The following is a 22,484-nucleotide window of genomic DNA, read 5'->3' on the forward strand; positions in this document are numbered from 1 at the left end:
CTTTTTATTGTTTTTGCTAGAAGGACTGCGTAAAGAAGATGGTGGAATAGGAGCTAGAGCTTCACATGTTAAATCCATATGTTCCTCACCTAAAAAAAATCCTAATACCTCTATAGAGGTATTAGGATTTTATGTAAGAAAAGGCTATGGTGCTGATGTGCTATTTTGATTTTCATCGTAATTTGGATCTAATATAACAACTTCAACACGTCTATTCTTTTCCCAATTATCTGGTGAATTGTTAGCTGCTACAGGCCGTGTAGCACCATATCCCACCGCAGAGAAACGATTTGTATCAAGTTGCTCAACTTGGGTTAAGTATCGAATGACACTACTTGCGCGTGCTGCAGATAATTCCCAATTAGAAGGATATCGAAACGTTGATATAGGTCGATCATCTGTATGGCCTTCGACTTTTACATGGTTAGGAATATTGGTTAATAACTTACTAACCTTTTCTAAAAAGGGTTTTCCATCGTCAATAATATCAGCTTTAGCTGACTCAAATAGAACTTGTTCCTGTAAAGTAAGGACTACACCACGATCCGTACGGTTTGCAGAGATCACGTTATTTAACTCGTTTTCCTTTAAGAAGCTTTCTACTTCTTTAACAAGATCATTTAACGAATTAGGTTCTTCGTTCGTATCCTTATTTTCTTCTTTGCCACTCTCTTCAGTAGCCGCTCCATCTTTCTTAATTTCTTGATTTTCATTTTCCTTGTTACTAGAAGGATTTTCAAATTCAACAATTGATGGATAAAAATCAAACATTGCTCGATTATTAAATGACTCCGCTACTGCTTCAAATTTGACTCGATCTATTTGTGACATGGAGAATAATAAAATGAAAAACACTAGAATTAATGTCATCATATCAGAAAAGGTAACCATCCATTTCGGTGCGCCTTTATCTTCACGTCTAGTGGTTCTTCTAAGCTTCATTAGCCGTTTCCTCCATATAACCCTCTTCCTCTTCTTCAGGTTGTGCTTGCTTTTCCTTATCAGACAAGAATGCACTTAGCTTTTCTTCGAGGATTTTTGGGTTTTGGCCGGATTGAACACCGATGACACCTTCTATCGTAACTTGCTTCATGAATAACTCTTGATCCGTTTTGTTAATTAGCTTTCCTGCCATAGGTTGAAAAACAAGATTTGCTAACACTGTACCGTAGAATGTGGTTAATAGTGCAATCGCCATATTCGGTCCGAGTGTAGTGGGATCTTCTAAATTTTTAAGCATAAGGACTAACCCAATCAACGTACCAATCATTCCCCATGCAGGTGCATATTCAGCTGCTTTTTCAATAATAGCTCTACCACGACGGTGTCGTTCTTCAATGGCTGATATTTCTGCATTCATAATATCATTTATGACTTCAGGTTCTATGCCATCAACTGCAAGTAGAATTCCTTTTTTAATAAATGGGTCTTCTACTTCATCTAATTCCGTCTCTAAAGCTAATAGCCCTTCTCTTCTAGCTCTTTCAGATAACCGTACAAATAGGTCAATTAATTCTCTAAGATTTTGCTCATCGCGATTGAATGCTTCTTTAAGCACCTTGCCTGTAAGCTTAATCTCCTCTAAATTAAAGTTAATTAAAATAGCCGCAGCTAGACCTCCAAGTACAATTACAATTGAAGAAATTTGCACAAAGGAAACAACTCCAGTAAAACCTCCACTAGAGAATATTCCAAACATAATCATAGTAATACCAATAAAAATACCGATTGGAGTTAACAAATCATTTCTTTTCATCGTCTCTCTCCCTAATAATCAACCATGAAGATCTACTATTAATATCGGCACTATTATGATTTTGTTGAGTTTCTTTTTATATTTCGATGTGGAAGAATAACGTTTTGATCCGTTACTTCTTCATTATTCATATACTTCGTTAATAACCGCATAGATACTGCTCCAATATCGTACATAGGTTGTACTACAGTTGATAATGTTGGGCGTACCATTGTCGCTAAGCGAGTGTTATCGAAGCCAAATACTTCAATATCTTCAGGTACCTTCATACCACGGTCTTGTGCCCCATGAATGACTCCTAAAGCCATTTCATCTGAGGCTACAAAAATACCTGTTGGAGGTTCTTCCATTTCCATTAATTGCTCTAGTGCTTCAATACCACTGTCATATGTGTAATCTCCACGAATTGTGTAGGCATCTGTGTATGATTTTCCGCTATCTTTTAGAGCCTTCACATAACCACTATACTTTTGGTCACTGATATTCGTTTCAATTGGCCCTGCAACAAACGCTACATGTTCATTGCCGTGATCGAACAATGTTTTTGTTGCTTCATATGCTGCTTCTTCATAATTGATATTCACTGAAGGAACGGTATTGGTTTCATCTACTGTAGCTGCTAGCACAACAGGAACAGATGCATTTTGAAATTCTCTAATATGGTCTTCAGTTATTTTTCCACCCATGAATACTAATCCATCTACTTGTTTACCAAGCATGGAGTTAATTAAATGAATTTCTTTTTCTTTATTCTGGTCTGAGTTGCTTAGAATTATATTATAGTTATACATTGTGGCAATATCCTCAATACCTCTTGCTAACTCAGCGAAAAATATACTGGATATATCCGGAATAATAACTCCGACTGTAGTCGTTTTCTTACTAGCTAAGCCCCTTGCAACGGCATTTGGTCGATAGCCTAGTCGTTCAATTGCATCCAATACCTTTTTACGTGTTGCTGGCTTAACATTAGGGTTCCCATTAACTACACGAGAGACTGTGGCCATTGAAACATTGGCTTCTCGTGCCACATCATATATTGTTACGTTCATCTTATTAACCTCCTCATAATTCGTCTCATTAGAACAGTTTTCCTTATTATATCTGTAAATAATCATACGATACTATGTATGAATCCGCAATCCTCGACGTTTTCTTCCTTTAGATAAGAAAAAACATTTTATGAAAAGGATTTTTTCATAAAAGAACATTAAAAAAGTTCGACCTTAGCTACATTAGCAAAAGTCGCTATCATTCTCGGTGTCCATGATAAAGTACAGATATCTAAAAAGAAAAAGAAAACGCCAACAAGACGTTGGCGTATATACATTCATCCTACATAAAGGAAGCAAGACAACTACAATGAATGAGGTTGTCTTGCTGTACTATCCTTAAATATAGGCTATTTACTTCTATAAATCAAGATTAAACTATCTTAACTCGTTGATGAATTTCTTGAACGTCTCAATGTCCATTTGTTGCGCTGAATCAGATAGAGCAACCGCAGGATCTGGGTGTACTTCAGCCATGACACCATCTGCTCCGACAGCCATAGCTGCCTTAGCAGTAGGAAGTAACAAATCACGACGTCCTGTTGAATGGGTTACGTCTACAAATACAGGCAAGTGTGTTTCTTGTTTTAAGATTGGTACAGAAGAAATATCTAACGTATTTCTTGTTGCCTTTTCGTACGTACGAATTCCGCGTTCACATAGAATAATATTTTCGTTACCTTGAGAAATAATATACTCTGCTGCATTGATAAACTCAGAAATGGTTGCAGACATGCCTCGTTTTAATAGGACTGGTTTATTTACTCGTCCCGCCGCTTTCAATAACTCAAAGTTTTGCATGTTACGAGCTCCGATTTGAATCACATCTACATAATCGACTGCTGTTTCAATATCAGCTGGATTTACGATTTCACTAATTACTGCTAAATCATATTCATCAGCTACTTGCTTTAAAATCTTTAACCCTTCAAGTCCTAAACCTTGGAAATCGTACGGTGAAGATCTAGGCTTAAATGCTCCACCTCTTAGTAATTTAAGGCCTTCTCCTTTCACAGCCTCTGCTACTTGTGCTACTTGATCGTAGCTTTCCACTGCACAAGGACCCATAATGAAATGAGGGTTTCCATCACCAATGGTTTCACCTTTAATCGTAATAACCGTATCTTCAGGTTTTTTCTTACGTGACACGAGTAATGCTTTACGATGATCATCTTCCTGTAATTCTAGTCCTGCTTTAAATAGTTCTTTAAAGATGTGTTGAATTGTGGAATTTTCAAATGGACCATCATTATTTTGGGTGATTGAATCGAGCATATCTCTCTCACGTACAGGGTCAAAGCGGTTCATGCCTTGTTGTTGTTTAATACCACCAATATCTTGTACTAGCTGAGCTCTTTTGTTAATTAATTTTAACAATTCTAGGTTAACCTCGTCTAAATCTTGTCTAAGCTTATCTAATTCTTCATTACTCAATTCTCTCGCCTCCAATATTGTTTATAGAACTAAGAAAGTATGATAAATTCTTAATAATTAGACATCATTATAGCTAACTTTATTTGACTTGTCACCAAGTGATTTTGAGAAAAATGATAAGAATTTAAGACAGAAGGGATCGAGTATGTGTGAAAGAGCGTATTTTTGCACTTGATATAGGAACAAGATCAGTTGTTGGAATCATTATAGAAGAGTCATTAAACTCTTATCATGTAATTGATATTATAACGAAAGAACATGAGGAACGGTCAATGGTAGATGGACAAATACACGATATATTGTCTGTTTCGACCGTTATTCAATCAATAAAAGAAGAGTTAGAAGCTGTTCATGGGCCTTTACATAAAGTATGTGTTGCAGCTGCCGGACGAGCATTGAAAACAAAAAGAACTTATATTAATACAAATATACAGAGTTATCCGTTTATGAATCAAGATGATATCACACATATGGAATTAAGCGCTGTTCAACAAGCTCAGTATGAACTTGCGAGAGAAGAGGATGCCAGCAACAGCATCCATTATTATTGTGTTGGTTACTCTGTGCTTCATTATTACTTAGACGAGGAAGAGATTGGCTCCTTAGTTGACCAGCAAGGTAATCAAGCATCGGTTGAGATTATTGCTACCTTTTTACCAAAAGTCGTAGTAGAATCCCTCCTTTCTGCATTACAACGAGCTGATCTAGAAATGGAAGCACTAACCCTTGAGCCAATTGCTGCTATCAATGTGCTTATTCCAGAGTCCATGAGAAGATTAAACGTTGCTCTTGTCGATATTGGTGCAGGCACAAGCGATATTGCCATAACAGAACAAGGTACGGTTACAGCCTATGGAATGGTACCTGTTGCAGGTGATGAGATGACAGAAGCTATTAGTGATGAATATTTACTAGACTTCCCTCTAGCAGAACAAGCTAAAAGAGAGCTTACTACACAAGACTATGTAACAACTACTGATATTCTAGGAATGGAAACAGAGGTTCCTTATGAGGAAATGGTGGGTTCAATAGAGCCAGCTATTACTAAACTTAGTGAGTCTATTCGTGAAGAGATAATCTCTCTTAATTCTAAAGCACCTAAAGCCGTCATGCTTATTGGGGGTGGTAGTCTTACTCCAGAATTACCAAAGCTTCTGTCCAAACAATTAGGACTTCCAGAAAACAGAGTGGCTATAAGAGGGATCGATGCAATACCTAAACTAGAGAAAACTGCTAACTTGCCAGAGGGCCCTGCCTTTGTTACGCCAATTGGCATTGCAATTGCTTCCAAACAAAGCCCAGTTCAATACATTACTGTTCAAGTAAATAATCGCACGGTGCGTATGTTTGATTTAAAAACATTAACAGTAGGAGATTGCTTACTTGCAGCAGGCATTGAAATGAATACACTTTACGGTCGTCCAGGTATGGCTTATATAGTCCGTTTGAATGGAAAGGACATAACCTTACCAGGTGAACATGGAAGTACACCAACATTACAATTGAATAAACAAACATGTTCCCTACAAGATCCAATCCAACATGGTGATGAATTATTAGTTGTACGTGGGATAGATGGACAATCTCCACACTACACCTTACGAGATTTAATTGGTGACCTTCCATCTATTCAAATACATTGGAACGATATTCCATATAACATATCTCCCAATATACAAGTTAATCATGTTCAAACACCATTGGATTATGAGGTTCAGGACCATGATTCCATTGATTATCACTATGTAAAAACTATTCGTGATTTCTTCTATGCCATAAATCAGACTAAGATCCTATCAATGCTTAAGTCTTTCAAGGTATCCATTAATCACATTGAACATGAATTATCTCACTCACTTCAAGAGCTTAGAAATAACGGAATAACTCAGCAACCTGAATCGAAAATAGAGGATGGGGACCATATCACAACAACATCCGTATCGTCTCTTACCGTAGAGGAAGTCATGAAGGATTTAAACCTTGACCCACATTATGAGATTAACGTTACATTTAACGGAACCATGATCAACCTTCACAAACCATTAGTAACCTTGAGGAGAAGTGGAGAGCCATTGAGTCTCAATGACATGGTATTTCCTGATGACGTATTAACTTCTGAAGAGGTAGTTGCTCAGCCATTTATTTATCAGGATATTTTCAGATATGTAGATATTGATCTTAACAATACCAAAGGTCATAACTTTAAGATACTAAGAAATGGCGAAGAAGCTACTTTTTTTGATCCTCTCACATATGGAGATGAACTTGAACTACACTGGTATCCTTCACAAACCAATTAGTAATTAATAGACAGAGCTGGGATATTAATAAACCCCAGCTCTTTTTATATAGATAGTTATTCTATTTTAGCCCCATTATCTTGAAGACTTGGCTTCGAGATAATCTAAAAAGTATTGGGTCCGATGCATAAAAAGGAATGGGGGGTTACGGTGGAACAACTCGCTTTCCTGCGGGCGAGCTGGTGAGCCTTCTCACTCGCTTCGCTCCCTCCGGGGTCTCACCAACCTCTTTCTCCCGCGGGAGTCTCGCAGTCCCCCCTTCACCCCCTGCCAAATAAGGGCTATCGGACCCCCCGGTCAAATGTAGTACCTCTCTAGTATAGATGTATAAATCCTTATTTTCAGTAAAAAACCTCTTTGCTCATTTATTAAGCACAGATAAAATTTTATTCTATATAACTTTCTTGCTATCACAATTTTGTTTAAACCAATTGTTATACTAGAACTTACTAATGTGTAAATCATTATTCTGAAGATGCAGTTACCTCTACCACTAAAACCTGGCTATGTTTCCGTTCCTCCCAACAATAGCAAAGGTGGCCGTGGAACAAGGAGACTCCCGCCGGAGAAAGAGGTAGGCAAGACCCCGGAAAGCCCCAGTTTTGGGCTTGAGGAGGCTTGCCAGCTCGCCGGCAGGACGCGAGTTGTTCCACAGCCACCTTTATTCCTATTTAAAGCCAAGGAAACATTCCTCTTTTTATGCCAGTTAATTACTCAGAAACTCAAATTATATCTCGAATCCAAGTCTTCAAGATTATGCCTCTTATAAGGAATCCATACTTTTCTTCCTTAACTTCAAATATTCTATAGTTTCGTACATTCCGAACATAATAAATCAGAAGAAAACACAAAAAGAACGCACGGGAGCTCTATTAAGAGACTCTCGTGCGTTGATTCTGTAGTATTACATTTCTACTTCTCTAATCTTTATCTACCTTTTTCAATGCATCAGTCGTGATGTTCCAATGGGAAGCATCCCACTTTACTTGTTTCTGGTCAAATAGTAAAGCTTGTGGGGATTGATGTTTAACTCCGAACTCTTCTGCGATATAATTTGATAATTCTCTAGCCTGTTGTATTGGTAAGATATAAAGAGGAGTATCTGTCTCTTCATCATAACGTTCAAATGTTTTCTCCGCATCCGCACTTATTGGGCAAGTGAGACTATGCTTTAATAATAGAAATTTATCGTGCTTCTCAAGCACTTCTTCAAATGAATCTTGTTGTTCTATATTTTGAATAGCCATGTTTTTTTCCTCCTTCTAGGTAGGCAACTTTTTGGTAACCAAAAAAAGTTGTTGGTATTAATGTAGCATACCAACAACTTTTCCCAAAATTATTCACTTAGTAATTTGTTGTAGAAGAAGTAGTTGTTTCTTGATCTTGCTCTTGCTCCTGTTGTCTTTCTAATTCTTCAGCAGCTTCTTCAATAGCCTGCGCTACTTCTTCAGCAGCCTCTTCCGCCTCATCATTCGTGCTTCTGAAACCTTCTACTTTGTTACGAACTTTTTCACCAAACTCTTGAGATTTTACAGAAACATTTTTACTTAGCTGAGAAGAAGATTCCTTAGCACGTGAACCAATTTCGTTTCCTTTTTCATATGCTACATCTTTCCATTCTCCAGCACGTTCACGAACATAACTAGCACCTTGGTTTAAGTCTTCACGTACTTCTTTTCCTGATTTAGGAGCAAATAGTAAAGCCATTGAAGCCCCAATCATACTACCAATTAGGGAGCCAATTAAGAAATCTTTACTGTTAATGTTATCCACTTGATTTTGGTTCTGATTCTGATTTTGGTTCTGGTTTTGATTTTGATTTTGGTTACTCATTTGTATTCCTCCTTAGAATATTCTATCTAAATTAATTGTTACTAGAATTTGAAGCAGGCTTCTCTTTTTGCCACTTTTTATAAAGATTAATACCGACTTGACCCCATTTCATGGCTTGAGCGGCATTATCTGTATTGTGTTCTGCTGAATTCCTTAAGTTAGATGATATGGAACGTAAGGATTGGTTGAAATCATTTAAAGAATCTCCAATTCCTTTCACTCCATCAACAAGACTATTTACCTTTTGTGTTTTTTCACTTATATCTTCCGCAAGATAATTTGTCTTGTGTAAGAGAGAAGTCGTTTCCTCACTTATCCCTTGCATTTGTTGCTCCAACCCACCTAGGGTTGTTGCTACATTATCCAACGTTCGTTGAGCGGCTTTAAGAGTTTTTGCTAAGTAAACCACCAGTACTGTAAACGCTAGGGCAAATATTAATGCAGCAATGTATAATAATATAATCATTCCCCCTGCTCAACTCCTTCTATATGTATTACCCATATTTAGTTTTTTCCCATATCCCTGTGAAACAAAACATTAAAAACAATAATTCCTTAACTTTTATTATTCGACCTTTTTAAGCAATCTCCTTCTATTTATAAGTTTTTCTACAAAAAATTATAAGAGGTTCAAACACCATGAGAATGTGCTAATGCTTTAGTTTTTATTTCTTTTTCTGTATCATAATGATTAGTATGGTAAAGGAGGATATTTGTATGCGTGACCCTCGAATACAGCAATTAGCAAAACAAATTGTACATTACTCGGTGAGCTTGCAAAAGGGTGAAAAACTTCTTATTGAAAACACAGGATTGCAACAGGAACTAGTATCAGCACTTGTAGAAGAAGCATATAATGCAGATGCTTCTCCGCTTGTTTCTTTAAAAGATCCAAAGGTCTTCCGTTCTCTTTTGCATCAGGCAAATGAAGAACAATTACATATCTGGGCAGAGCATGAAGCATCATTAATGAAACAAATGGATGCATATATAGCAATTCGATCTGGAGACAATATTTCTGAGTTAGCTGATGTGCCATCTGAAAATATGAAACAATATAACCAAATTGTAGGTCAAAGAGTTCATAGGGATTGGCGAGTACCTCATACGAAGTGGTGCGTCCTACGTTATCCAAATGACTCCATGGCTCAGCTAGCTAATATGAGTACAGAATCATTTGAGGACTTCTATTTCAATGTGTGTACTCTTGATTATGAAAATATGAGTAATGCTATGGATGCATTAGTAGATCGGATGGAGAAAACAGACCGGGTTCATATTAAAGGACCTAATACTGACCTTTCCTTCTCTATTAAAGATATTCCTGTTGTGAAATGTGCAGGTCATCTAAACATACCAGATGGGGAAGTTTATACAGCACCTGTAAGAGACTCTGTGAATGGGACACTTCGTTATAACACACCTTCTCCTTATAATGGTTACACATTCGAAGATGTTGAACTTACCTTTAAAAATGGCAAAATTGTAGAGGCTTCTGCAAATGACACCGAACGAATCAATGAGATTTTTAACACAGATGAAGGTGCGCGATATATTGGTGAATTCGCGATTGGTTTAAATCCTTATATTCAACACCCAATGAAAGATATTCTATTTGATGAAAAAATAGATGGTAGCTTCCACTTCACACCAGGGCAAAGTTATGAAACCGCTCCAAATGGAAATCATTCAGCTATTCACTGGGATATGGTATCTATCCAGCGACCTGAATATGGTGGTGGAGAAATTTACTTTGACAACGTCCTCATACGTAAAAATGGACGCTTTGTTACACCAGATTTAGAAAAACTAAATCCTGAGCATTTGAAAAATGGTTAACCCATAATGATTCTGAGTATATAAAAGGAGCAACCCTCTTAATAGAGTTGCTCCTTTCTCTTCTTATTGGAATTTGTAAAATTCAATGCTTGAGTGTAACTAAAAAAGTGATGCGGCCACGTCCAGCTCCAGCGCCCAGCGACTAGCAAACTTCCTGCCCCTCCTTACGATAAGTCAACATCGAATCGCTACCGCTCTTCGTGTTTCCTTTATCTCAAAAGGATTAAGAGGAAGTTCGATTAAGTTCGCTGCATCGTGCAGCAACATCGAACCAACCCACATCCTGTGGGCCGCAGTTTGTACGTCGCTAACCGGGCGCCCCGCGCTTTTGTTCTTCCTATATTTATAATGCTTCATATGCTTCTTGAAACTTTTGGATATCTCCTGCACCCATGAATATAAGAACACTGTCTTGATATTGCTGAAGAGCTACTGTTTCATTTATATCCAATAGATAAGCTCCATCAATTTTACTTTGTAAATCATTTATTGATAGCTTGCCAGATTCCTCACGTGCTGAACCGAAGATATCACATAAATAAACTACATCAGCATCTTGCAAGCTATCCGCAAATTCCTGTAGAAACATACGAGTTCTAGTAAACGTATGAGGTTGAAAGATAGCTACAATTTGCTTGTTTGGATACTTTTTCTTTGCGGATTCAATAGTTGCTTCAATTTCTTTTGGATGGTGAGCATAATCGTCAATTAAAATTTGGTCGTTGAAATGCTTCTCTGTAAAACGTCGTTTAACACCTTTAAATGTACCAATGTGCTTAATTTCATCTGATGGAATCTGCTCATAATGGCACAGAGCTATTACCCCTAATGCATTTAACACATTATGACTTCCATATGTCGGGATGTGAAACTCATCATAGAACGTATTGCGGACAAATACATCAAACGTTGTACCTGTTTCATCTTCAACTACATTTTGCACTTGAAAATCATTGCCATCGTTGAATCCGTAGTACACAACAGGAACTTTAGCTTGAATTTGTTGCAATAACTCATCGTCACCACAAGCGATAATTCCTTTTTGAACTTGCGATGCCATTTCCTGGAATGCGTTTACAACGTCATCAATACTTGTGAAATAGTCAGGATGATCAAAGTCAATGTTTGTCATGATAGCATAATCTGGTTCATAAGCAAGGAAGTGTCTTCTGTATTCGCATGCTTCAAATACAAAATACTTCCCATCTTCATGGCCTTTTCCAGTACCATCGCCAATTAAATAGGAACTAGGCCTAACAGTACTCAAAACGTGAGCCAATAAGCCAGTTGTTGAAGTCTTTCCGTGAGCACCTGTTACCGCAATACTAGTATACTGCTTTAACCATTCTCCTAAAAACTCATGATAGCGATAAAACGGTAATCCTAACTCTTGAGCTGCTTTAATCTCTTCATGGTCATCACCAAATGCATTACCAGCAATTACAGTTAAATCTCCATTTACGTTCTCTTTTGAAAAAGGGAGAATCTTTATTCCTTTATCTTCTAATGCTTCCTGAGTAAAAAAACGTTTTTCTACATCAGACCCTTGAACGCGTTCACCTGCATCATGCAGTATTTGGGCTAACGCACTCATTCCCGTACCTTTTATACCAACAAAATGGTAAATTGTCATATCGTTAGAACCTCCACAAATATACAGTCATTTCTATATCATAGTATATGTATTCAAGTTCAACTTGCGCCTAAACTTTCCTGTCTCTTATCTACTTGTCCATTATAGCAAACCCTTGTATGGGAGTGAACGCATAGCCATTAACTCTTTAAAAGATTATATTTAGGCTAAGTTAAAGGTTATTTCCTATTAAACTTTACTTTCTATACTTTAGAAAGAAGTAAAAATTGTTTAATGTAGAATGACACTACTATTTTTTAAAAGCAATCGTCCTTGTATAAGGATAAATGATATCCGAGATTTTCTCAATGATAAAGAATACCCTTGAGGCTTTGGTTTCATATAGCAATAATAGCTAATTTGATTTTGTGAAAGTTAATATTGAATAAAAGCGCAAGCGCCCTGCTAGCGACGTATATGCTGCGGCACACACGACATAGGTTGGTTCGATGTTGCTACGTGACGTGGGCGTACAGGATGTAGGTCAGTTCGATGTTGCTGCACGATGCAGCGACCTTAATCGAACCTCATTTAATCGAACTTCCCTTGAATCCATATGAGATAAAGGAAACACGAAAACGAGTACACCTCTATACAACAAAAAGGTTGACAAATTTTGTCAACCTTTTTGTGGAATATATTCTACTCTCTCCAAACGTGGGTTTGGTCGATATCGCCTGCCCTCTTTAGCTTCGGACATTCCATTTAACAGCACATTATCGCCTGTAAAAGATGTGTTGATTTTTAGAAGACTGCTTCCCACACCATACATATCAACAGGGACTTTTTGCTCTTCAAATTCTCTAATGCGATCTTCAGTAAATCCACCACTAACAACAATTTTTACATGATTATAACCTTCTGCATCTAAGGCTTTTCGTAATGCAAAAATTAGTTGAGAGTTCACTCCCCGAGGATCAAAGGTTCCCATTAAGTGCTGATTGCGAAGAAAGTATTTATCTACCAGCGTTCTAGACGTATCAACACGAACACCTTTTAACTCGTCACCAAACTCTCTGGCTACTTTTAATGAATCTGTAATAACATCGTTATTGTAGTCAACCAATGCAGTTAGATCATCGTTAGGGTATTGTTTGTGATATGCTTTTGAAGCTGCTACAACGTCCCCTTGGAACATTTGGATGAGAGCATGTGGCATTGTCCCCATCCCTTCTTTCCCCCACCATTCGTTCATTGCGTGGGTTGCCTGAGCAGTTGATCCTCCAATATAAGCTGCATATCCATCACCAGCTTGTTGGGTGTAATGATCATCACGATCTCCCATAAAAATTATCGGCTTTTGTTTACCTGAAGTACGAGCAGCTTTTACAACGTTATATACATTAGTAGAAACTGAGGTGCGACGAGATAAAATCCCATCAATGATTCCCTCCAGATAGCCGAAATACTGATAAGGTCCTGAAATAGTAAGTACAGTTTCAAAAGGGCGTATGCGATCTCCATCTTTAAGTGAATGAACTTCTAATTCTTCTGGATGTTCTGCAAATGTATGAATGAGAGCAATTGCTTCATCCGACCCACAAAGTACTGCTTCTTCTTTTTGAAAAAATTGCATTGTTACGTAGTTATCTGGTAGTGTCTCTTCCACAATTTCTTTCGTTTTTAAAAAGTAAACAGCTGAGAACCATCCTTCTTCTATTCGCTGATCAAACTTAAAGGTTTGGTTTGTTAATCGCTTAATTTCACCCTTCATCTTCATTTCGATTTCTTTCATTTTTACGATAACTCCTTATCGAGTTTCCTCATAGTTTTACTAATTTCTTATAGTATAAAATTATCTGGAATTCGACAAGTTAAATGCGTGAATTTCTACTCATTATTCTGGCGCATTTCTTCAAAACTAGCCCAATTCATAAATACATCTCTCGGTTTACTACCCTTTGCTTCAGATATAATGCCCTTTTCTTCCATTGTATCAATTAAACGAGCCGCACGATTATATCCTACTTTAAACCTTCTTTGAATCAGTGAAGCACTTGCTCCATTTTGCTCGATCACATATTCTACTGCTTCTTCAAATAAATCATCTTCACTTTCTTCGAAGTCCATTTGTTGAATTAATTCTTCTTGTTCAAATTCATATTGAGGAGAAGCGATTTTCTTAACATAATTGGTAACTCGCTCAATCTCTTCGTCTGAAACAAATGCACCTTGAACTCGACGAGTCTTTCCTGAACCATTTTCTAAGAATAGCATATCACCTTTGCCGAGTAATTTCTCAGCCCCGCCTGAATCTAAAATTGTTCGAGAATCAATTTGTGAAGATACGCTAAACGCAGTACGGGTTGGGATATTGGCTTTAATAAGTCCAGTGATGACATCGACTGAAGGACGTTGAGTAGCAAGTAATAAATGCATTCCACATGCTCTTGCTTTTTGTGCGATACGACATATCGCATCTTCTACGTCTTGAGGTGACATCATCATTAAATCGGCTAATTCATCAATAACAATGACAAGATAAGACATTTTATCTTCTGGTCGTCCTTTTGCTTTCACCTTATCATTATATCGATCAATATCTCTAACTCCTTCAGCTACAAATTTTTCATAACGAGATTCCATTTCTTTAACGGCCCATTTTAACGCTGAAGTAGCTGCTTTAATATTCGTAATAACAGGCGCAACCAAATGTGGCAAATCATTATAAGGAGCAAGCTCCACCATTTTAGGGTCTATTAAAAGGAACTTAACATCTTCATGATGAGATTTGTAGAGCAGGCTAAGTAAAATCGTATTGATACATACACTCTTTCCTGAACCTGTAGCCCCTGCAATTAACCCATGCGGCATTTTACGTAGGTCTGTAACAACAGGTGTACCGCTTATATCCAAACCAAGACCAACAGATAATGGTGAATCATGATTTACGAAAGCAGGACTTTCTAAAATTTCTTGTAAAGCGACAGCCTGAGATTCTGGGTTAGGCACTTCAATACCAATTGCATTCTTGCCTGGTATAGGTGCTTCCATACGTATATCCTTTGCAGCCATGTTCAATTTAATGTCATCGCTTAAGTTCGTTATTTTGCTTACTTTCACACCAGGTTCTGGTTGTACTTCAAACCTTGTTACTGCAGGTCCTTTCATGGCATTAACAACTTTAGCTTTAACATGAAAGTGACGTAAAGTCGTTTCTAATAATTCTTTTTGTTGTTCAATCCACTCTTGATCATTTTCGTTTTTTTTTGGGGAATCATTTAATAAATGCATTGGTGGAGTTGCATCTAATGTTTGTTCCTTTTGTTCCTTTTCAATACTATCTTCAAGGGTAGAAGCTTGTTCATCGTTCTTTATGTTTCTTTCTTTTTCAGCGGATTGCTGTCGATCCCGATTTCGTTTGTCCCTTGGTGTCATGATGACATTGAATGGTCGCTTATGTTTCTTTGGTGCTGGTTCCACTGTAGCTTCTGTTTTTTCGATTGTCTCATTTCCTTGTTCATTTGAAACAGATTCCTGAAGTTGACTTTCTGTGTGAAGTGCTTCAGATTCTTCAGGTTCAGAAGCTAAATCCTTTTCCTGCATTTCACTTGAAGTCTCTAGTTGCGTATCTTGACTTTCGGATTCATCTTGTGGGATTATGTTATCTTCCGTCTCTTCTTCATCCATAACGGTAGCTATTTCATCATCTTCTTCTTCATCTTTTTCAAGAGCTGAGTCTAAGGTGAGAGCAATTGAACCATAACTTCTGTCATCTTCTACACTATTTTCGAGATCCTCATCATCATCGCTATTTGTATCATTTAAAGAAACAAAAGATTCATGCGTTTCTTCTTCTGTTTGCTCATGTTCCATAAGCTCGTCCTTTTGATTTTCATCTTGATGCTCCTTCTCCGTATGTGAGGATTCAAATAAAGGAACGACATTATCATTCGTGTCTTCTACTTCTGGAGAGTTGTCGGTTTCATCAAGGTCTTGAAACACCTCTGAATGATCCAGATTCACATTAGATGTGATAGATTCAGGTTGAGTTAGATCTTCTTGTTGGTTATTTGCCTTCCGAAAATATGCTGGCACCTCATCGATATCTGTCTCCATCATTTGTCCTTCTCGCTTGCCAAACCCATAAATAGGTGAAGGAACTTCGCTTGGTGTAAACGTACTTGGTTGTATGTCCTCTTTCTTACTTTGAGAAGAATACTTATTATCCTCTTTCGATGACCATGTGTACTTTTCTTTATTCGTACTGTCATAACTATTGGAATATTGACTTGAATAGCTATTGGATCTCACATCTGATTTTTGATCTGAACTATAATTGGTCTGATTTTGCCTATCATTTTTTTGCTTTCGTTGCTGCTCATCAGGGATAATTGGAAATTTAAACGATCCTTGTGATGGGTATTGATAATACATTTTTGTCTTTATATCACTATTAGATTGATTTCGGGATTGACGTTGCGTTTGTGGGGAGGGCTGATTTTGTTCCTGCTCGTCCCAATCTTCCTCTTGCTCTCTCATTTGATGTATCCATTTTTTCATCCGATCCCACATCGGCTCTCACTCTTTCTATTAAAAATTAGTCTTAATATTTCTATTTTAACAGGTTTCATACTCTAGTGGGGAGGGGCAATAATGGCTAATCTGTAAGTTTATCTAATTGATATAATCCTAATAAATAGGAATTAAAGCATAAATCAACTAATTTCAATTAAAAAAGCGCATACGTCTTGATTCCCCACGATAGGTTTCGCTTAACACTAATTAAAAAGGGGATGCCCTCAAATGTTGACACCCCCTCTAGTAGATGGTCATACGACAATCCATCTTCAGTATAGTAATGTTACTTTATTATTGCTCAAAAGGCTGTCCAACTTCATAGGAATCTTCTAGCACCAGAATACCTTTCTCTTTCGGTGCATTTGGCAAACCTAATTCCTTTGCAGAACAAATCATTCCACTAGATGGGACACCACGTAATTCCGTATCCTTAATTTCCATTCCACTTGGCATTACTGCTCCAACCTTGGCTACAACAACTTTTTGGCCTTCATCTACATTAGGCGCACCACAGACTATTTGGAGCTGCTCATTCCCGACGTCTACCTTACATACACTTAGCTTGTCCGCATTTTCATGCTGTGTCTTTTCACTAACAAGACCAACAACAAACTTTGGTGATAGATCGATATCAAGACTATCTTGTAGCCCATTTCGCTCAAATAGATTTTCAATGGAGGATACAAACTCTTCCGTAAGGGTGATAGCACCTTTCTCTGCAAAGTTCATATATTCAGATGCTCTAAATACATTATAACCTAGTATTGTTCCATCTTTATCAGTTATTTTTACAACATCTCCATGTTTAGTGTGTTCAACTTCATTACGGTCTTCCCCTTGTTTCAAAGGAATGATTAATACATCTCCCAAACCTTCACGGTTATAATAAACTTGCATCATTGTAACGTCCCTTCTTCTCCTAATTTTCATTATCTTTCGGTTTGTTTTTGGCCAAAATAAAGATTGGTTCTAACGTTTTATCATCATAAAGGAATGGTAACGAAGTAATTGGAATTCGCCCTTCGGCAAAGAACTTCATGGTCATCTGAGCTAAAATATCATAGCCCTCTGCATTTTGAATGTCCGCAAAGATACATACGTCCCCATGTGGTACTGCCACGGCAAGCTCTCCTACACTTTTCGCTTTCATTTCCTCAAGTAATGCTTCATTTAGAATTCTAGATGCGTCATAGCCATCATTAGAAGATACAAAATAAAAAGTATTACCTGCAACATCATCTTGTTTCATATCCGCTCGTAAGGAACGCACATTAAATCTGGCTATCTCTCGAAGTCGCTCAGGATCTAACCCTTCTTCCTGAAGCATTTTCTCATCTATAAGACGATAAGATTTACCTAAATCAAGAGCATAGTACGTTCTTGTTTCAGCTGTATGCTCATCATAGACCAGTGTGTTTCCTTCATTTGATTCCGTTGGGAAAGATGTAGCACGAATGACAGGAAATATACTCTTTTCCTTCCCAACAAGCGTTTGAGTTTCATTCATAATCTTAAGAGCTTCTTTTATGTGCTCTTCTAGATCGTCTAAGGCTTTGTCCTCTTTTTGCTCATACTTTGAAATTACTCCTGGTAAAGATATTTCAATCCCTTGCTTGGAATGTTTCCATTCTATTCGTAACACATTATTATCTCGATTAAAGGAAGTACGCCATTCAGGATTATTCAGACGTTCTTCTATAAGTTTTTTCATCTTAATACTTGTCATCTTCATTTCATTTTCCTCCTTTACGGATTGAAGGAGACAATCGCTTTTTATATTTTAGCATGAATCCTCACTCAGAACAAAAGCGCAAGCGCCCTGCTAGCGACGTATATGCTGCGGCGCACACAACGTGGGTTGGTTCGATGTTGCTGCACGAGGCGGGCCTACAGGAGGTAGGTCAGTTCGATGTTGCTGCATGATGCAGCGAGTTTAATCGAACCTCCTTCAACCCAGAACTTCCCCTGATTCCGTAGGAGATAAAGGCAACACGAGGAACGTAGTGATTCGATGTTAACTTATCGTACGGAGGCGAGGGAAGCATACTAGTCGCTGGGCGCTGGAGCTGGACGTGGCCACATCACTTAATCATGGTTATCCACGAACCTCAACCCTTTTAACGATAAAAAGAACCTGAGCTTGGCACAGGCTCTTACAAAGAAGTCTTATCGATTGTTAAAGATTACGAAGTCGTAAGACCATTCATAAATTCTTCAATTTGTTCTTTTGATTTACGGTCCTTACTTACAAACCGTCCAATCTCATCTCCATTTTGAAAAGCAATAAAACTCGGGATACCAAACACACCTAAATCACCGCATAACTCCAAGAATTCATCTCGATCGACATATATAAACTGATACTCGTTATAAGTCTCTTCTAATTCAGGTAAGAAATGTTCGATTACTCTACAATCAGGACACCAGTCTGCTGAAAAGAGCAATACATTTTTTCCTTCTTGAATAATATGTTGATATTCTTCTATTGATTTTAGTGTTCTCATGATGTTTCCTCCTTAATAATCAATCTTCAAGTCACCATATAAAATCCATTGCTTCTTTCGGAACCATTCCGATACTATCAAAGTGAGAATAGCAGGACCAATAATGTGCAACACAAGTATTGAAATAATTATTTCCCAGGAAAAACCCATTACTTGTATTGTCATAATTTGTCCCACAAAACCACTTGTCCCCATACCTGAACCTGAAGCGTTATTAATCATTGGGACACCTAACCATCCTAAGGTGGCAAAAGGAGCTAGAATTGCTCCTGAAATAGTAGGTGGAAGGATAACTAGAGGTTTTTTAACCACATTGGCCACTTGAAGCATGGAAGTACCTACCCCTTGAGCCAGTAAACCTCCAAATCCATTCTCCCTAAAACTCATCACTGCAAATCCAATCATTTGAGCAGCACATCCTACGGTAGCTGCCCCAGCTGCAATTCCATCTAAATCAATCATGATAGCAATTGCTAAACTTGAGATAGGAGCTGTTAAAGCCCACCCCATTAATACTGCAACAATAATCCCCATAATAAATGGCCGCTGATCTGTAGCCCAAATAATGACATCACCAAATCCAATCATAAATGCATTTACAGGCGGACTTATTGTCACACCTACAATATAACCAACCACAATTGTCACAAATGGTGTTAATAAAATATCTAGTTTAGTTTCTTTGCTAATCAGTTTTCCAACCTCAATGGAAAGCAAAGCTGCTATGTAACTCCCCGCAGGTCCTCCTCCAACAGAAGCGCTAAAAGCACCACTAAATAATGCTGCAAATATGACTAATGGGGGTGCGTTTAACCCATATGCAATAGCTACTCCAATGGCTCCGCCCCAAATTTTGGCGTCCATTGCAAATTCACCCATCTCCACGAAAGGAGTAAATCCTAGTTCATCTCCTACAGTTTTAATAATTAGTCCAATTATTAATGATGAAAAAAGACCTAAAGCCATATAGCTTAGAGCAGTAATGAAGTATGTTTTGGGTGATAGAGTAACTCCTTTTTTCTCTATAAACCCTCCTATTCTCCCTTTCATAATCCCCCTCCCATCATAAGGTATGTAAAGCTTCTAATTTGATTTTATCCTAACGTAAAGTTTTTTTAAAAACAATTAATTCATGATAACGCATTCATAATAATTAAAAAATTCCGAAATAAGAACAAAAGCGCAAGCGTTCGATGTTGACTTATCGTAAGGAGATGCTGGAAGTTTGCTAGTGGCTGGGCGCTGGAGCTGGACGTGGCAACATCACTTTATAGGTTATACATTTCATCCAATTAAGTCTAAACACCTAGAAAATGCTTGAATCCAATTGTAATTATAACCTATTAGTTCTATAATATTTAGATAAATTAGCAATTTTTAAATAATTTTGTAAAAAGGGGGCTACATCTTGAAATCCATACGAAATAGAGTTCGACTCATCTTACTATTATCATTAATAAGTTTACTGATTATTATCGGGTTTTCATTTTATTTCTTTCAAGAACAGCAACAAATGGCCAATGAACAAGAGCAAGTACAAAAAATGCAATCTCAAAGTGAGCAAGTGAATTACGCTATGGCACAAGCAAAGAATAAAGAACTAGCCTTTTTCAACAATCCTTCAGAGGAAAATGGTCAAGCTATGACAGCTTCGATTCAAAAAGTGATTGATCAAGCTTCATCATTTGCAGCATCAAACAAGGAATATCCTGAAGTGGCTAGTACATTTACAGAAATTAAAGAAAGCGCGCAACAATATAAAGAGCAACTACCAGGCCTGATTAATATGTATAGCCTCATTGGTTTTAACAAAGAGGAAGGTATGTATAAAAATATTGAAACTTCCTCTCAATCTTTCTATGATTTAGTGAAAAAAGGGAATAACTCGGATCTTAGCAATGCGTTTGTCGATTTAAAAATGGCGGAACAATCCTATTTAGATTCAGGTAATGAGAAAGACCTTCAATCCTTTCAAACTGCTGCCTCTACATTTCAGGATGTGGCTGAGACAACGAACCTTTCGGAAGAAGACCTAAGTAATATTAGCACCCAATTTTTAAAATATGAACAAACCTTAAAATCAATAACAAGTACCAAAGCACAAGCGCAAGGCATTACAGATGAATTTTCAAAAATAGCATCAACTGTAAACACAAAAGTAGATGAGGTGATGGCAAGTTCAACTCAAATTCAGTCCGAATTAGTGGAGGCACAATCCTCTGCACAAGAACTCATGAATACGATTCTTATTGTAGTCAGTATTATTGCTATTGCTATCATGTTAATTACAGGAATTTTATTAATCAGGTCCATCAGCCGATCTATTAAAACATTACGAGATGGTGCTGAGGTAATCGGTAACGGGGACTTGTCTTACCGAGTGGAATTACATACTAAAGATGAAATGGCAGAACTTGCACATACTTTTAATCAAATGGCTGAAAAGATGCAACATTCCCTACTGAAAGTGTCTGAAGCTTCCAATGTTCTATCCTCTTCTTCATCTAACCTAGCTGCTGTGTCAGAACAGACAACAGCTCAAGCGCAAGAAGTCAGTACAGCAATACATCAAGTAGCTGTAGGATCTCAAGATCAAGCAGGTCAGATTGAAGAGAGCACACATTTAATTGAGCAGGTTACAGAAGCAATTAATAAAACAAATCAATCTTCTCAAGAAATCACGGATGCATTATATGCTGCTGAGGAAGATGGAAAAGCTGGATTAGAAACAATGAGTCGCCTTGAGCAAACATCAGATTCTTTTATTACGCTTTCCTCTCATTTGACAAGCGAAGTTCAAGAAGCCACAGAACAATCTAGAAAAATTAATCAAATTGTCTCTACTATTGAAGAAATTGCTGATAGCACAAATTTACTTGCCTTAAATGCTGCTATTGAATCTGCCCGTGCTGGAGAAGCAGGTAAAGGATTTGCCGTCGTAGCTGATGAAGTACGTAAATTAGCTGAGCGTTCTAAACAAGAAGCACAAGAGATTTACAACCTAGTCAATGGTATGTCAGAGCAAATGAACTCCTTATCAAAAGAAGCTGAAAAATTTCAAACCTTTCAAGAAAACCAATCTGAATCTGTAGACCAAACAAAAGAAGCGTTTAACCGTATAGCCAATAAAGTTACGAATATGAACACGAAAATTGAAGGCGTCAAACATGCTTTAGGAGATGTTGGTGGTTTCAACCAGGATCTAAAAAGTAAGTTGCAAGAGATTAGCGTGATTTCCGAAGAATCTGTTGCTACATCTGAAGAGGTTGCAGCTTCTTCAGAAAATCAAACTCAAGCAATTGAACAAGTTAACCAATCTGCACTAGAGCTTCAAAACCTCTCCCAAGACCTAGATAGTGAAGTTAGTCAATTTACTTTAGGAGAAAGAAAAGATATAGATTTTCAAGAAACATCCTTAACAGAAGATAGGAATAATGATGAACTTCCTTATGCAGAAGAGACTCATGAAATGACATCAGATAAGGTTGCAAGTACTTCTGAAGAGGACTATGAAAGCACAGAACCTAAAGAACAAAAAGACAATAATTGACTTACAAAAAGGAACGGATAACTCTAAAGTGAGAGTTATCCGTTCCTTTTCATTAAATATTT

17 protein-coding genes are annotated in these 22,484 nt (G+C 37.5%); 3 read left to right on the forward strand and 14 right to left on the reverse strand.

What is annotated here, in order from left to right; all coding sequences use genetic code 11:
• Positions 1-144: 144 nt before the first annotated feature.
• From motS to N782_RS05575, 4 genes are all read right to left on the reverse strand, one after another.
• Complete coding sequence (gene motS / locus N782_RS05560; RefSeq protein WP_036817200.1) at positions 145-942, reverse strand: flagellar motor protein MotS; 798 nt, start codon at positions 940-942, stop codon at positions 145-147.
• Positions 932-1,756, reverse strand: a complete 825-nt coding sequence (gene motP / locus N782_RS05565) for a flagellar motor protein MotP (RefSeq protein ID WP_036817202.1) — start codon at positions 1,754-1,756, stop codon at positions 932-934. Before motP ends, motS begins: the two co-directional genes overlap by 11 nt.
• Before the next feature lie 53 nt (positions 1,757-1,809).
• Entirely contained in the window at positions 1,810-2,808 is a 999-nt protein-coding gene (gene ccpA, locus N782_RS05570) for a catabolite control protein A (protein WP_036817206.1), read from the reverse strand.
• Positions 2,809-3,186: 378 nt separating this feature from the next.
• On the reverse strand, positions 3,187-4,242 hold the full coding sequence (locus N782_RS05575; RefSeq protein ID WP_036817209.1) for a bifunctional 3-deoxy-7-phosphoheptulonate synthase/chorismate mutase: 1,056 nt from the start codon (positions 4,240-4,242) through the stop codon (positions 3,187-3,189).
• A gap of 149 nt (positions 4,243-4,391) precedes the next feature.
• Between N782_RS05575 and N782_RS05580 the strand changes: the two genes are divergently transcribed.
• Positions 4,392-6,542, forward strand: coding sequence for a cell division protein FtsA (locus N782_RS05580; RefSeq protein WP_036817212.1), 2,151 nt, complete (start codon positions 4,392-4,394; stop codon positions 6,540-6,542).
• A gap of 920 nt (positions 6,543-7,462) precedes the next feature.
• On the opposite strand, the gene ytxJ is transcribed toward N782_RS05580, so the two are convergent.
• From ytxJ to N782_RS05595, 3 genes are all read right to left on the reverse strand, one after another.
• Positions 7,463-7,789, reverse strand: coding sequence for a bacillithiol system redox-active protein YtxJ (ytxJ, locus tag N782_RS05585; RefSeq protein ID WP_036817215.1), 327 nt, complete (start codon positions 7,787-7,789; stop codon positions 7,463-7,465).
• 97 nt (positions 7,790-7,886) lie between these two features.
• Complete coding sequence (locus tag N782_RS05590; RefSeq protein WP_052111193.1) at positions 7,887-8,375, reverse strand: YtxH domain-containing protein; 489 nt, start codon at positions 8,373-8,375, stop codon at positions 7,887-7,889.
• A gap of 31 nt (positions 8,376-8,406) precedes the next feature.
• A complete protein-coding gene (locus N782_RS05595; RefSeq protein ID WP_036817218.1) occupies positions 8,407-8,841 on the reverse strand; it encodes a DUF948 domain-containing protein in 435 nt (144 codons plus the stop codon).
• A 251-nt stretch (positions 8,842-9,092) separates the two neighbouring features.
• Between N782_RS05595 and N782_RS05600 the strand changes: the two genes are divergently transcribed.
• Positions 9,093-10,214, forward strand: coding sequence for an aminopeptidase (locus N782_RS05600; RefSeq protein WP_036817221.1), 1,122 nt, complete (start codon positions 9,093-9,095; stop codon positions 10,212-10,214).
• A 343-nt stretch (positions 10,215-10,557) separates the two neighbouring features.
• Here the strand turns inward: N782_RS05600 and murC are convergent, their stop codons facing one another.
• From murC to N782_RS05640, 7 genes are all read right to left on the reverse strand, one after another.
• Positions 10,558-11,847, reverse strand: a complete 1,290-nt coding sequence (murC, locus tag N782_RS05610) for a UDP-N-acetylmuramate--L-alanine ligase (protein ID WP_036817227.1) — start codon at positions 11,845-11,847, stop codon at positions 10,558-10,560.
• 619 nt (positions 11,848-12,466) lie between these two features.
• Positions 12,467-13,582 (reverse strand): nicotinate phosphoribosyltransferase, encoded by a 1,116-nt coding sequence (locus N782_RS05615; RefSeq protein WP_036817230.1) that lies wholly within the window; start codon positions 13,580-13,582, stop codon positions 12,467-12,469.
• Positions 13,583-13,677: 95 nt separating this feature from the next.
• Positions 13,678-16,350, reverse strand: a complete 2,673-nt coding sequence (locus N782_RS05620) for a DNA translocase FtsK (protein WP_237582576.1) — start codon at positions 16,348-16,350, stop codon at positions 13,678-13,680.
• Between the two features lie 309 nt (positions 16,351-16,659).
• On the reverse strand, positions 16,660-17,265 hold the full coding sequence (gene ytpR, locus N782_RS05625; RefSeq protein ID WP_036817273.1) for a YtpR family tRNA-binding protein: 606 nt from the start codon (positions 17,263-17,265) through the stop codon (positions 16,660-16,662).
• Between the two features lie 22 nt (positions 17,266-17,287).
• Entirely contained in the window at positions 17,288-18,100 is an 813-nt protein-coding gene (locus N782_RS05630) for a DUF1444 domain-containing protein (RefSeq protein ID WP_036817236.1), read from the reverse strand.
• A 451-nt stretch (positions 18,101-18,551) separates the two neighbouring features.
• Positions 18,552-18,872, reverse strand: coding sequence for a thioredoxin family protein (locus tag N782_RS05635; RefSeq protein WP_036817238.1), 321 nt, complete (start codon positions 18,870-18,872; stop codon positions 18,552-18,554).
• Positions 18,873-18,884: 12 nt separating this feature from the next.
• Positions 18,885-19,910 carry a PTS sugar transporter subunit IIC gene (locus N782_RS05640; RefSeq protein WP_152600719.1) on the reverse strand — a complete coding sequence of 342 codons (1,026 nt, stop codon included), beginning with the start codon at positions 19,908-19,910 and terminating at the stop codon, positions 18,885-18,887.
• A 370-nt stretch (positions 19,911-20,280) separates the two neighbouring features.
• Between N782_RS05640 and N782_RS05645 the strand changes: the two genes are divergently transcribed.
• Positions 20,281-22,422 (forward strand): methyl-accepting chemotaxis protein, encoded by a 2,142-nt coding sequence (locus N782_RS05645; RefSeq protein ID WP_036817244.1) that lies wholly within the window; start codon positions 20,281-20,283, stop codon positions 22,420-22,422.
• Positions 22,423-22,484 lie beyond the last annotated feature (62 nt).

Source organism: Pontibacillus yanchengensis Y32 (assembly GCF_000770635.1).
In the GTDB taxonomy this organism is placed as follows: domain Bacteria; phylum Bacillota; class Bacilli; order Bacillales; family BH030062; genus Pontibacillus; species Pontibacillus yanchengensis.